The sequence below is a fragment of the Idiomarina sp. PL1-037 genome (assembly GCF_034422975.1).
In the GTDB taxonomy this organism is placed as follows: Bacteria; Pseudomonadota; Gammaproteobacteria; order Enterobacterales; family Alteromonadaceae; genus Idiomarina.
In genome coordinates this window covers 2307468-2320486 of sequence record NZ_CP139873.1, presented here as the reverse complement: position 1 = coordinate 2320486, position 13019 = coordinate 2307468, and the positions used below count along the sequence as shown (strand labels likewise).

Sequence of the window (13019 nt, the reverse complement as noted above, 5' to 3'; positions counted from 1 at the left end):
ACTCAGAAGCCGTTAAAAATTATATAAGTTATTTGCTTATTATTTGCGTAATAAAAGCAACTCACACTATATTAGAAAGACGACGGATAACAAGCAGATTTGCTGTTTTATCTTTATCAAAGGAGTCAGGTGAATGCTGACAATTCTGGCAAAGCTGTTAAAAGCTTTGAATTCCGAAACCAGTGCCTGGGCACTGGCGTTAGCTGTAGTATTAGGAATGTTTATGGGGATAACACCGCTATGGCGAATTCATAACTTAGTCATTTTATTGGCGGCGCTAATATTTCGCGTAAACCTCAGTCTATTCATTGTGTCTTTTGGTATTTTCTCGGGTATTGCTTACCTGCTGGACCCCTGGTTCCACAGTGTCGGTTTGAGCTTATTAGAAGCGTCAGGCTGGCAGGGCATTTATGAAGCACTGTATGCGACTGCATTAGGACGCCTGTCCATGTTTAATCATACTATTACCATGGGCAGCTTTGTTATCGCGTTGATTGCCGCGCCGGTAGTCGCAGCGTTGAGTTACTGGGTTATTGCCAATTATCGTAAAAGAATTCAGGCTCGAATAATGAAACTACGCGTGGTGCAGGTTATTCGCGGTAGCCGTTTCTGGCAGATTTATACGGACTTGAGGGGGTGAGTATGAAGCGCAGTATCATTCGCTGGCCAGGATTGGCCGTTTTCGCCGGGTTCGTATTGTTGTTGGTCGCTATTTCCTGGTTGTTTCTGGACGCTATTATAAAAGTCACATTAGAGCATACGCTGGGAAGACTGAACGGCGCTGAGGTTAATATTGAGCGTGTCGAGCATACTTGGGTGCCCTTATCCCTTACCATGGCTGGTATTCAGGTGACCGACCCTAACGAACCAAAAAATAACCGCGTTCAGGTTGGTGAAGCTTCAGCTGACATTAGCCCTACAGAAATAGTACTTGGCCGAACATTAATTGAACAGCTGACTATGACCGGCGTGCGTGTTAACCAGCCACGAGAAAGCGAGGGTGACGTTTATGTCATGCCAGACAAAGAAGATGTACAAAATTGGGCTAACCAGTCCTGGGATAAACTGACCACCTCCTTACCTTCTGTGGACGAAATTGTCGGCCAGGTTGATTTACGTACGGAAACGGTGATTGGCGAAGCAAAAGCAGCCTATGAGCAGCAAGAGCAAGAGGTTAAAGCCGCCAGAGAAGCTTTGCCGAGTAAAGATAAGATAAAAGAATACGAAGAGAAAATTAAGCAGATAACCGAAGGCAAAGTGGAAGGTCTGGGGGATATTGCGGCAAGAAAAAAAGCTTTAGATGAGTTAAAAGACTCGATTCGCACAGACAAAGAAGCTGTCAGCAATTTTCGTGATGAAGTGAAGCAGGCGAAAGAGGTGGTGCAACAGCAGATAGCCGAACTTAAGAATGCGCCGGGTAATGATATTGACCGAATAAAGTCGTTTTTCAGTCTGGACGGAAGCGGTTTAGAGAATGTGACTGGCTTGTTATTAGGCGAAAGAGCCCGGGAGTGGAGTAAGTACGTACTTCTGGCCTATGAACAGCTGGGGCCTATGCTGGCGCGTTCAGACAACTCTGCAACGGTAGAGCCGGTTCGCGGCGAGGGGCAGAAAATTTCCTTTGCCGATGAGAATGCACCACCGGAGTTTTTAATTAAGAAGGCGCGTACTGAATTTATGGTTGGCGGTACGGTTATTGATGTCGACTGGCAAAATATTACCCACCAGCATAATTTACTGGGTCAGCCGACGACGTATCAGGCTCGTGCTGATAACAGTGACTTGTGGAATGCGTTTAACCTTAATGGTGAACTGTCGCTGACAGATATGGGTATTGATGCGAAACAGCAATGGCAGTTGAAAGGCGCAAAACTGAATAACCTTGGGCTTAGCAACAGCAGCGAACTCAGTGCCAATATTATATCGTCAATGATGGACAGTGATGGAACCGTGCTAGTTCGTGAGAACAAACTGGACGGCAAAGCCATGGTACGCATGCTGAAGCTTGATTTAGAAGCCGAAGGCAGCAGCAAACTGACCTCTGCGGTTGCGGTTGCGTTAACGCAACTACAGCGTTTAGATATTACCACTAACATTGGCGGTGATATCCAACGGCCGTCGCTGAGTTTTGAATCCGATTTAGATGACCAGCTAGGCGATGCGTTGGCTCAATCTGCGATGGGTGAAGCGGACGAAAAACTGGCTGAAATAAAAGCAGACTTAACTGCAAAAGTGTCTGAGCAATTAGGTGGTCAGCAAGGCCTCCTGGAAAACCTCACTCAATGGGATAATGAGTCTGGTGAACGGAGCAAACAACTGGAAGAGTTGTTAAAAGCTAAAGTTAGAGACAGTCTTAAAGATAAACTTAAGGGCCGCCTGTTTGGCGGCTCTTGAGTCTCGTCCGGGTTACTCTGTAGTTAAAAACTCGCTGAGTAGCCCGGCTTTTTGTTGAATAGAAAACAACCCGTTTAAATGTCCCCAGGGACCACTAATTTCTTCGTATTGAACTTCTTTACCCATTTTCCTGAGCTTGCTTGAAGTTTGTTCTGCCATGTAGGGCATTAACAGCAAGTCGTTACTGGAGGGAAGAAATAGGGTTTTGGCTGAAATATTTTCTAACCCTTGTTCCAGAGTTTCCTGATGACCGGCCACAAACAACTGATTCGCCCGCACTAGGTAAAGAATGTGGTTCGCATCAGCCAAAGGCGCGCGCTCACGGCTGGCTCCGTATAACCATTCTACCGCGGGCAGCTCATTAGTTACCGACTCCAGTCCTTTCTCAGGTAGAGTTTCCTGTTTAGGCACTGCCTGGTTAATGTACTCCGGATGCATAGCACCGTGGGTGATCATCGCCTGTGCCATAGTAATGCCGTCTAAAGGTGCGTCGCCGTCATAGTAATTACCGCCGTTCCAGTTAGGGTCCAGCTTAATGGCTTGTGCCCATTGTTCCAGTCCCATAATGGTCCAGGCGTCCAGTGAGCCTGCGCCGATGACGGACACCATGCGTTCAACCCAGTCCGGATAAGCTGCTGCCCATTCAATGGCCTGCAATGACCCCATGGATGCACCAATCACCGCGTGCAATTTATTAATGCCTAAATCTTCCAGTAGTGCTTTTTGCACGTTCACAAAGTCGCGAATGGTGACTACCGGAAAGTCCAGTCCGTAGGGTTTTCCTGTGTCCGGGTTTATACTGGCTGGGCCTGTAGTAATAACATTGGGAAGATTAGGGTACGCGTTGACCAGCGAATCGACGCTGATAACGTAGTATTTGTCGGTATCAATTGCTTTGCCTGGTCCAATAATGGCATCCCAGTAGCCAGCTTGTGGGTCATCTTCGCTGTACTTGCCGGCAGCGTGGCTGTTCCCGGAAAAGAAGTGAGTAATCAGAATAACGTTGTCTTTAGCTTCATTGAGTTTGCCATAGGCTTCCCAGCCTACTTTTACATCTTTAATTGCTTCTCCTCCATGGGTGGTGTAATTATCCATGGTAAAGCTTTGTTTTTCGACCCACTGGTCAGCGCTTAGCGGTAAGCTGATGAGCAGCACCGTAAGGCTTATAAAAGTTGTCCATAGCCGTTTCATGATTCGTTCTCCTGTAAGTAATTCTGGTACTGCTCACGTAATGTATTTTTTACTAGCTTGCCGGTTCCTGTGTGTGGCAGTTCGTCAACGAACACCACGTCGTCCGGCATCCACCAGCGTGCAATTTTTCCATTTAAAAAGTTTTTAATGTCCTCTTTCGATAAATTTTCGCCTTTATTCAGTACAACCAGCAGCAGCGGGCGCTCATCCCATTTAGGGTGTTTCACACCAATCACGCAGGACTCATTAACGGCCTGGTGCTGACTTACAAAGTTCTCTATATCTAATGAGCTTATCCATTCGCCGCCACTTTTAATCACATCTTTTTTACGGTCGACTACTTTCATAAAGCCTTCTGGGTCGATAACAGCAATATCACCTGTAGCTAACCAAGCATCGGGAAAGCTACTTAAATCGTCATTACGAAAATACTGCGAGGCTATCCAGTGTCCACGAACTTGCAGTTCCCCGCGGGTTTCACCGTCGTTTGGCAAAGGGTTGTCTTCGGCATCGACAATGCGGTGTTCTATACCGAAAACCGGACGTCCTGCCGTCGTTTGTAATTTGTATTGCTCTTCTTTAGAGCGGAGAATAATGTCGGCCTGCGGCGGCACCGAATGAACCAAGGGGCCGGTTTCCGTCATGCCCCAAATAGGTTGCCAGTAAACATCGTATTGCTGATCGTAAGTTTTGACTAATCCTATTGGAGACGCCGCGCCGCCAACACAAACGCGTTGCAGCGAAGGGACACGCAGCTTTTGTTCGGTTAAATAGTTATGTAAGGTTAGCCAAATGGTGGGGACGCCTAAGCCAACAGTGACTTTCTCGCTGCGTATCATATCGGCCATGGCTTCACCTGATGTGCCATCGCCGGTAAATACTAACTTGCAGCCGGATAATGGGCCCGCATATGGAGCACCCCAGGCGGCTACATGATACATAGTGACCATAGGCATCAGTACGGTATCGCAGCGTAAATCCAGCATGTCGGGACTAACGGTTGCCTGCGCGTGTAATACCATAGCACGGTGCGAAGCCAATACGCCTTTAGGGTTACCTGTGGTACCCGAGGTGTAACAAAGCAATGCGGCGTTGTCTTCATCAACATCTGGCCAGTCAAAAGTTGTGGGTTCCGGCGCTAAAAGCTCTTCATAGCAGAGCACGTTTTTCAGTCGGGTCTTTGGCATATGGGCTCTGTCGGTCATAACCACATAGCCTTTGACTTTAGGTAACTCAGCTTTTATTGATTCTAATAGTTCTACGAAACTTAAATCGACAAATACCCAGCCGCTCTCTGCATGGTTCAGAATCCACGCAATTTGCTCGCCGAATAAGCGAGGGTTTACGGTATGCATGACCGCGCCGCTGCCACTTACTGCATAATAAAGTTCCATGTGACGGTAGGTGTTCCAGGCCAGACTGGCTACTCGTTCGCCGGGCTGTACACCCAATTTTTTCAGCGCATGGGCTAATTGTCCGCATCGTTGCCAGCAATCTGAGTAGCCGTAACGGTGAATATCCCCTTCCAACCGTCGTGTGACGATTTCCTGTTTGGGGTGGCGGTTTGCTGCAAATTTCAGTAAATCGATAATCTGCAGCGGTCGTTTCATCATATTTCCTAACATGGTCAAATCCCCTTACTGCCGGGTTACAGCATGAACAGTCCAATGGCCACGGCCAGACCCATTAATGGCACCACAACAGTAACTGCGGCAACCGCCCAATAAGCAGCACTGTGCTTCTCGTTACAAATAGCGCGAATAGTCGTGACCACGTAACCGTTGTGCGGTAGTGAATCCAGCGCACCTGAAGATATCGAAACAATACGGTGCAATTGTTCGGGGTTAACGCCTGCGGCCATATAATGCGGACCGACTTCAGGTAAAGCGATAGCCTGCCCACCAGATGCTGATCCGGTTAATCCGGCAATAACACTGACAGCAACTGCTGCGCCCACCAACTCGTTGCCTGGCAAGCTGGTCATGGCAGTAACGGCGGCATCAAAGGCTGGGGTGATTTTGGCGATACTGCCAAAACCGACTACCGCTGCAGTATTACCGATAGCCACTAAAGCCCCTGTGGTGGCTTCATGAATGGCGGTTTGCGGTTTATGAAAGTGTTTAAAGTTTATGACTGCAATAGCAATTACACCGCCCAGCAAAGCAACAATTAACGCGTTCTGCTGCAAAGTGTCGTGAAAGGTAAAAGAGAGACCCAGCACCACTAACAAAGGAACTAAGCCGCTAATAGGGGACGGCAGCTGGCGCTCCAGCAATACCGGGTCACCTTCACGTGCTTCGAACGTTTCACCATTGGCTATAGCGCGGTTAATAATCTTTCTTAACCACCAGTAACCAAAAGTTGCCATTAATACGGCGACCACCAGACTGACTTCCCACGCAGCATAAGGTGACGTACCGAGGTATTTTACGGGTATCCAGTTTTGGATTTCCGGTGACCCTGCTGAGGTCATAGTAAAAGTAACAGACCCAAACGCCAATGCGGCCGGAATAAAACGACGAGGTAAGTTGGCATCTTTAAATAAACTGAGCGCCATTGGGTAAACAGAAAAAGCGACGACAAAAACGCTGACACCGCCATAGGTTAAAATTGCACAGGCCAATACCACCGCCAAAACTGCCTGTTTACGACCTAGCTTATTGATGATCCAACGCGCGACACTGTCCGCGGCTCCGGTATCCTCCATGAACTTACCAAACATAGAGCCGAGTAAGAACATAAAGAACCAGGCGGCGACAAAGCTGGCAAAACCATCCATATAGGCGCTGACGAAGTTGACCTCGCCGGTCAGTAGCGGCACTCCGCTACACAATGCAACTATAACAGCGCATAGAGGGGCACTGATAAACAGGTTCATCCCTCTTAAAGTGAGTACGATAAGCAACACAAGGCCGCCAACCAAACCAATCATACTTAACATGAGTTACCTCGCAACGAAAAGAAAACGGGCCATGCTCTGAATCGCTGCATGGATGTATTGTGCGTGATAAAGGGATTTGACCCTATAGTACTATGGTACAGATCACAATCTTAACAATTTGCGCTAGGTTAATAAGCAGCCATGACTCTGAAACGCTAAATTGCTGTAAATACAAATAACAAATACAACGACATTATTTGTCAGGGGAACAACAATGAAACAACCCAAATTTCAGAAATCACTCATTGCAGTAGCAGTAACAACGTTGCTTAGTAGTCCTGTGGTTCTGGCGCAGCAGAGTGAAAATGCTGCAGTTGAAGATGGCAAACTAGAGCGAATTGAAGTGACCGCGCGTCGTACCAACGAGAGTTTGCAGGAAGTGCCAGTGTCAGTTAGCGCCTTTGGCGAACAAGAGCTGGAGCAAAGTGGCATTGAAGACATTACCGAGCTGCAGTTCAAAATGCCCAATACTACTTTTCAGGTCAGCCGGGGCACCAACTCTACCTTAACGGCTTATATTAGGGGTATTGGTCAGCAGGATCCACTTTGGGGGTTCGAGCCTGGCGTCGGTATTTACATTGACGATGTTTATGTCGCTCGGCCTCAGGGCGCTGTATTAGAAGTACTGGACGTGCAGCGTGTGGAAGTTTTGCGTGGACCGCAGGGTACTTTGTACGGAAAAAACACCATTGGCGGAGCGATGAAATATGTGACCCGCGAGCTAACTGGTTACAACGAGCTTGAAATTAAAGGCACAGTGGGTACTCATAATCAGCGTGATTTAAAAGTATCAGGTCAGACCGCGTTGGCAGATAATTTCTTTATTGGTGGTGCTTTTGCCACTTTAAACCGTGATGGTTTTGGTGAGTTCGTTAATACTGGCGCTGAAAACTATAATAAAGAGTTAATGACAGGGCGTATAAACGCGAAATGGCTTGCTTCCAAAGATGTTTCCGTGAAGTTTGCGGCAGACTGGACGCAGGATGATTCGAATGCAAGAGGTGGTCATCGCTTACAACCGAGCCTATTAAGCACAGAACCTGCATTGGATGATGTGTTTGATTCTTACACCGCAATGCCAACCGACAACAGCGTTGAAACTGAGGGATACTCAGTAACTGTCGATTGGGATATTGATAGTTCCTGGGCGTTTAAATCGGTGACGGCATATCGTGAAGGCAATACCGATACAAATATTGATTTTGACTCGACGGTGAACCCGGTCTTATTAGTGCCTGCAGTTTATGAAGACGAACAGACTACGCAGGAATTTCAGTTAAATTACAGCAGCGATAGATTTAACTTCATTAGCGGACTTTATTTTTATGAAGGTGAAGCTTGTGGTGCTTTCGGCACCGTACTGGGTTTACTGGATTTAACTATCGATAATGGGGGGTGTGTTGATACCTCAAGTGCCGCTTTGTTTGGACAGGGGACTTATCAGATAGATGAGCAATGGGCTTTAACGCTGGGTGGTCGATACACTCGTGATGAGAAGGATGCTGATGTCTTCCGCTATACGTATGCTGGCGTAAAATTTTTGGATCGGGGTGATTACTCAGCTGATCCTATAGCTGTGAACTCGGACTTCAGTACAAAAGCAGACTGGAGCAAGTTCTCGCCACACGCCAGTATTCGCTATCAAATGGATCCAAACCTGATGTTTTATGCCAGTTACAGCAATGGCTTCAAATCAGGTGGGGTTGATATGCGTGCGGACGTGTCGCTAAACCCTGATGCCCAAAACCCTTATGACCCAGAAGTCGTTGATACTTATGAAATTGGTGTGAAAAGCGAGCTTCTTGATGGTCGTTTGAGACTGAATGCTTCAACCTTTTACTCCGATTATCAGGATATGCAGGTAACGGTTCAGCGCGCTGTTCCCAACGGTGTGGCTTCACAAGTATTGAATGCGGCGGATTCAACTGTGAAGGGGGTAGAGCTAGAAAGTAGTTTTGCTGCAACATCAACACTGAACTTTACGGGTTCCATTGGTTATATTAATGCAGAATTTGATGAAGTCGCGTTCTTCAATCCAAACACTCAGCAAGTCGAAGATGTTTCAAATCGTTGGTCATTCCCCAATACGCCAGAGCTAACAGCCAATCTTGGTTTCAATCAGGAGTTCACTCTATCAGGTGGGGCTCTCGTCTGGTCAGGCGCTGTGTCTTACCGAGATGAAACTCAAATATTTGAAGAGCCGTCTCCGCTGGATGAAGAGTCCTATTCATTGGTAAATACCAGTTTAGTTTGGTACTCAGATTCGTCGAATTGGACGGTTGGTTTGCATGCAAAAAATGTGTTTGATAAAGAGTATCGCTTATCAGGATACAACTTTGGCTCAACCTTTGGAGAAAATATTGTGACTGGCTATTACGGTAATCCTCGTACTGTATCGCTGTCAGTTGGTTATCGCTTCTGATGCTTTTGCCAGCGCTACCGTCTTCATAGGTATCGCTGGCTTTTTTCTTCTAAGTCGATAGCATGGTCATGAAACAACCAATAACGTTAGCAGGAAATATGGCCAGAGCAATTATCGCTGATGATCATCCGCTTTTTCGAGCGGCAATGAAGCAGGCACTCAGCGACAGTTTAAAAAGCGAGATTATTGAAGCTTCCAGCTTTTCTCAGTTGGAGCAATTACTGTTGCAGTTTCCCCAAATTGAATTGGTTTTTCTTGATCTTTCTATGCCGGGTAACAGGGGACTTACCGGACTCACTGTTTTGCGAAGTCAATTTCCTGATATTCTTGTCGTTATTGTTTCTGCTAATGAAGATACTCGGGTTATACGTCAGGCAATGGCATTGGGGGCAAGTGGCTATATTCCCAAATCAGTGCCCTTACCGGAATGGCAAACGGCAGTGGCTACCGTATTAGCCGGAGACAACTGGCTACCTGAGTCAATGCGGGCTATTAACTTATCTGAACCCGATGCCGAGATAAGTGATTTCGCAAATAAGTTAGAACAATTAACTCCGCAGCAGTTCAAGGTTCTACAATGCATCGCAGATGGGTTGCTGAATAAGCAAATCGCCTACGAACTCGGGGTTCAGGAAACCACCATAAAGCAGCATGCTTCTGCAATTCTGCGCAAACTTAAATGCGTTAACCGCACTCAGGCGGGAATCTTATTTCGACAAATGCTAGATACGTCGGATACGTTTGAGTAACCGCTTCAACGCGCCGCTTTTCAAGGGTTTTGGAATAAAATGCGCGTTAATGTCTAACGCTTGTTCCCGCAATAGTTCATCGGGATCGGCAGAGTTTATAATCGCTGGTGTATCGGTACCCCACGCTTTTCTCATTGCAATGACCAATTCAACCCCGGTGTTGCCGTTATCTAAATGATAATCCGCTAAAATAAGATCGCAGGGGGTATGCGTGCTCGCCTGTCTTAAGTCTGCGGCGGTCTGTGTTTCGGCGCCCCAGTCAGTTAATAGACCAGCTGTCGCCGCCAATACCTGAGGGTCGTTATCAATTACCAGAACTCGCATACCTCGGAGTAACTGTTCATCAATTGAATAATTTTGAATAGCCACGGGCTGTGGTTCTTTCTGCCAGCCAGCTACAGGCAGTGTCAGACTAAAAGCGGTTCCTCTCCCGGGGCTGGAGGACAAACTCAAATCTATTTTCAAAAGCCGACACATTCGCTCTACAATTGATAGGCCAAGGCCGAGTCCGGGATTATCACCACTGGACTGCAATTGATGAAATTCCCGGAATATCTCTTTTTGTTTGTGTTCAGGGATACCAGCACCAGTATCGATGATACAGATTGTCAAAGAGTTTTGGTGCCGACGGAAACCCAATACAATTCGGCCCTTCTCAGTGTAACGCAGGGCATTAGAAAGTAAGTTCTGAACAATGCGCGTTAACAACTTTCGGTCAGTGTTTACCAGAGCTGAGCTTTTGTGGTAGCTAAGCTGTAAGTGCTTTTCTTTTGCCATCATCTGGTAACGTTCAGCTAAGGGCTGTAAAGCCTGGTCAACAGAAAAGAGTTGGTGATCCGGCTGTAAGTTCCCTGTGTCCAGTTTGGTCATGTCGAGCAGCATGGTGAGCAGCTCTTCAGCATGTTCTAGCGACCGTTGAATGTTTTGTGCCAATGGCAAATGTTGCTCTGGAAGCCGGGACTGCAGCATCTCGCAAAATAAGCTGGCAGCGTTAAATGGCTGCATTAAGTCGTGACTTACCGCGGTGAAAAACCGAGATTTACTCTCATGGGCTCTTTCTTCGGCCTGCTTTGCTGACAGTAGCTGTTGGGTACGCTCATCAACCCGATTTTCCAGTTCTTGGTTAATTTTCTGCAGCTGTTTCTGTGCCTCAATTCGTTCGGTAATATCGCTGTAGGTGGTGACAAAACCGCCTCCTGGCATCGGATTCCCCTGTAGCTCAACGGTTAGAGCGCCCTGCTGTCGTTGGTAATGATAAGTGCTCCCTGCCCGCAAGTAATTTAGGCGTTTTTGAATTTCACCTTCAACATCGCCGTTTTCAGTGGTGTTTAGAAGGCCGCGTTTGGCGTTATAACGTAATAGCTCTTCAACGGGCATACCTGAGCGGACTAAGCCATCAGGATAAGCAAAAATTTCCAGATAACGTCGGTTCCAGGCAACTAACCTGAGTTTCTGATCGACGACGCTGATACCTTGTGGAATATTTTCAACCGATGCCTGCAGCAGTTCGCGGTTGAACTGATAAAGGCGGGAAGCTTCCGTAGCCCAGTCAACAACCCGGGATACAGGAAACTCCTGTTGTTCAGACACAGTGTCCAGTAGTAACCGGCTGGCTGAAGTGCCAATGACAGCTGACAGTTCACGCTCGATACGAACTAGCATTGGTGCAGGGACCATCGACTGGCCTTCTGGAGTGAGTAAGTCCATTCGTAAGCGCTGTTGAATAGAAGCGAGTTGTTGGTCGTCATAAAATCGTGAAAGAAGAGAACGCAAACGAGCCCAGGTTAGGCTGGGCTGCTGAACATAACTATCGCTGTTGTCCAGTTTAGGTGTTTCAGCCTGAACATTTCGGCTGATAACAGAAAATAGCCAGAAACAGACCAAATTTGCACCAAGGCTTATAAGAACACCATTAGCAATATCGATATCTGAAACTTGCGGCTGGCGCCCGATAGAGGGAATGAGTAGCAGTGTTAACCACAAGGTTGTGCCCACGGCTAATCCGGCTAATACGCCTGTTTGTGTGGCGTTGCGCCATACCACTGTGGCTAAGATAGCCGGAGCCAACTGGGCCAGCAGTGCCAGAGACAGTAGCCCTGAATTGACCAGCGGCATAGATTCGATAGTGGCCTGATAATAGAGGTAGGCCATCAACATAACCACGACCATTGTCATACGGCGAATGTAGAGAATGCGGGTGGGTGTGAAGCTAAATTGTCGGAGCTTTTGTCGTGTCATGCGCAGCCAGACGGGCATGATAACGTCGTTAGAAAGCATAATACTCAGTGCGAGCAGCGCGATAATCACCATGCTGGTGGCTGCTGACAAACCGCCAATAAATGCGACAAGCGTGATGCCGGGGCTATCCATTATTAACGGGATGGCGAGCATAAAGGTATCTTGACTGGCCTGCTCCGGAGCCAGGAGTAGAGCACTTAATGCCAGTGGCAATATAAAAAAATTAATAGCAAAAAGGTATAAAGGAAAAGCCCAGCGCGCAGTTTTTAATTCATCGGAATGGGTGTTCTCGACGTAGCTGACATGAAACTGCCGCGGTAGACAAAACATCGACAATCCGCCAAGCAACATGTGTACGACGAAGACGTAACCTCCGTATTCGCGTCCAGCCAGAACTTCCTGAGTATGTGTGGTTTGAAAACTTGTCTGAAAAAGGTCGGCCAGTCCATCGAATACGGTATAACTGGCAAATAAACCGACAATAATAAATGCAGCAAGCTTTACCAGAGACTCGAAGGCTATGGCGTCCATCAATCCGGAGTGTTGTTCTGCCAGACTCAGGCGGCGCGTACCAAACAGAAAGCCGAATCCGATCATGGTTAAAGCAACCAGAAAAGATAAATCAAACCGCCAGGACGGGTTGTTATCAAAACCTGTAACAGCAGCGAAGCTTGAGGTGACAGCACGAAGCTGTAGAGAAATATAAGGAACAACGGCTATAAAAGCGGTAATGGCAACGACACCGGCCAATACGGGGGATTTACCGTAGCGAGTGCCGATTAGATCGGCAATAGATGTGATGTTTTGGTGTTTGGCGTAATTGAGAAGCTTGAGTTGTAGGCCGTGCAGCAAAATAAAAACAGTAATCGCGCCCGCGTAGGTTGGCGCAAAAGCCCAACCGTAATAGGCAGATTGGGTAATGGTTCCAAAAAAAGCCCATGAGGTGCAATGCACTCCCTGTGCTAAGGCGTAGCGATAGGGTTTTACCCGGTTGGATGCAGCACGGTCACCGCGGTAGGCAATGCTAAACAAAATCGTTAAATAAGCAATTGCAGCAAAAACGGTGACTTCGATGCTCAACATA

At 47.3% G+C, this 13019-nt stretch carries 8 protein-coding genes; 4 read left to right on the top strand and 4 right to left on the bottom strand.

All coding sequences use genetic code 11. The features are described 5' to 3' along the window. Positions 1–133 precede the first annotated feature (133 nt). Positions 134–640 (top strand): DUF2062 domain-containing protein, encoded by a 507-nt coding sequence (locus tag U0358_RS10970; RefSeq protein WP_317497425.1) that lies wholly within the window; start codon positions 134–136, stop codon positions 638–640. A gap of 2 nt (positions 641–642) precedes the next feature. Further along, positions 643–2394 carry a TIGR03545 family protein gene (locus tag U0358_RS10965; RefSeq protein ID WP_322406280.1) on the top strand — a complete coding sequence of 584 codons (1752 nt, stop codon included), beginning with the start codon at positions 643–645 and terminating at the stop codon, positions 2392–2394. Between the two features lie 12 nt (positions 2395–2406). Here the strand turns inward: U0358_RS10965 and U0358_RS10960 are convergent, their stop codons facing one another. From U0358_RS10960 to U0358_RS10950, 3 genes are read right to left on the bottom strand one after another with little or no spacing between them, the layout of a single operon-like run. After that, positions 2407–3585, bottom strand: a complete 1179-nt coding sequence (locus U0358_RS10960; protein ID WP_322406279.1) for an E22 family MetX-like putative esterase — start codon at positions 3583–3585, stop codon at positions 2407–2409. Continuing rightward, positions 3582–5210, bottom strand: a complete 1629-nt coding sequence (locus tag U0358_RS10955; RefSeq protein ID WP_322406278.1) for a long-chain fatty acid--CoA ligase — start codon at positions 5208–5210, stop codon at positions 3582–3584. The genes U0358_RS10960 and U0358_RS10955 overlap by 4 nt, the downstream gene beginning before the upstream one ends. A 23-nt stretch (positions 5211–5233) precedes the next feature. Continuing rightward, the gene (locus U0358_RS10950; RefSeq protein WP_322406277.1) at positions 5234–6526 is read right to left on the bottom strand and encodes a GntP family permease; all 1293 of its coding nucleotides are present in this window, start codon (positions 6524–6526) and stop codon (positions 5234–5236) included. Positions 6527–6740: 214 nt separating this feature from the next. On the opposite strand from U0358_RS10950, the gene U0358_RS10945 reads away from it, so the two are divergent. Continuing rightward, on the top strand, positions 6741–8948 hold the full coding sequence (locus U0358_RS10945) for a TonB-dependent receptor (protein ID WP_322406276.1): 2208 nt from the start codon (positions 6741–6743) through the stop codon (positions 8946–8948). A gap of 98 nt (positions 8949–9046) precedes the next feature. Beyond that, the gene (locus U0358_RS10940; RefSeq protein ID WP_317497419.1) at positions 9047–9697 is read left to right on the top strand and encodes a response regulator transcription factor; all 651 of its coding nucleotides are present in this window, start codon (positions 9047–9049) and stop codon (positions 9695–9697) included. On the opposite strand, the gene U0358_RS10935 is transcribed toward U0358_RS10940, so the two are convergent. After that, on the bottom strand, positions 9671–13018 hold the full coding sequence (locus tag U0358_RS10935; protein ID WP_322406275.1) for a hybrid sensor histidine kinase/response regulator: 3348 nt from the start codon (positions 13016–13018) through the stop codon (positions 9671–9673). The genes U0358_RS10940 and U0358_RS10935 overlap by 27 nt on opposite strands. Position 13019: the final 1 nt, after the last annotated feature.

What these genes read in the sequence shown, in the direction of transcription:
- U0358_RS10970 (WP_317497425.1), top strand. Translation starts at nt 134, where the DNA reads ATGCTGACAATTCTGGCAAAGCTGTTAAAAGCTTTGAATTCCGAAACC.
- U0358_RS10965 (WP_322406280.1), top strand. Translation starts at nt 643, where the DNA reads ATGAAGCGCAGTATCATTCGCTGGCCAGGATTGGCCGTTTTCGCCGGG.
- U0358_RS10960 (WP_322406279.1), bottom strand. Translation starts at nt 3,585, where the DNA reads ATGAAACGGCTATGGACAACTTTTATAAGCCTTACGGTGCTGCTCATC.
- U0358_RS10955 (WP_322406278.1), bottom strand. Translation starts at nt 5,210, where the DNA reads ATGTTAGGAAATATGATGAAACGACCGCTGCAGATTATCGATTTACTG.
- U0358_RS10950 (WP_322406277.1), bottom strand. Translation starts at nt 6,526, where the DNA reads ATGTTAAGTATGATTGGTTTGGTTGGCGGCCTTGTGTTGCTTATCGTA.
- U0358_RS10945 (WP_322406276.1), top strand. Translation starts at nt 6,741, where the DNA reads ATGAAACAACCCAAATTTCAGAAATCACTCATTGCAGTAGCAGTAACA.
- U0358_RS10940 (WP_317497419.1), top strand. Translation starts at nt 9,047, where the DNA reads ATGGCCAGAGCAATTATCGCTGATGATCATCCGCTTTTTCGAGCGGCA.
- U0358_RS10935 (WP_322406275.1), bottom strand. Translation starts at nt 13,018, where the DNA reads ATGTTGAGCATCGAAGTCACCGTTTTTGCTGCAATTGCTTATTTAACG.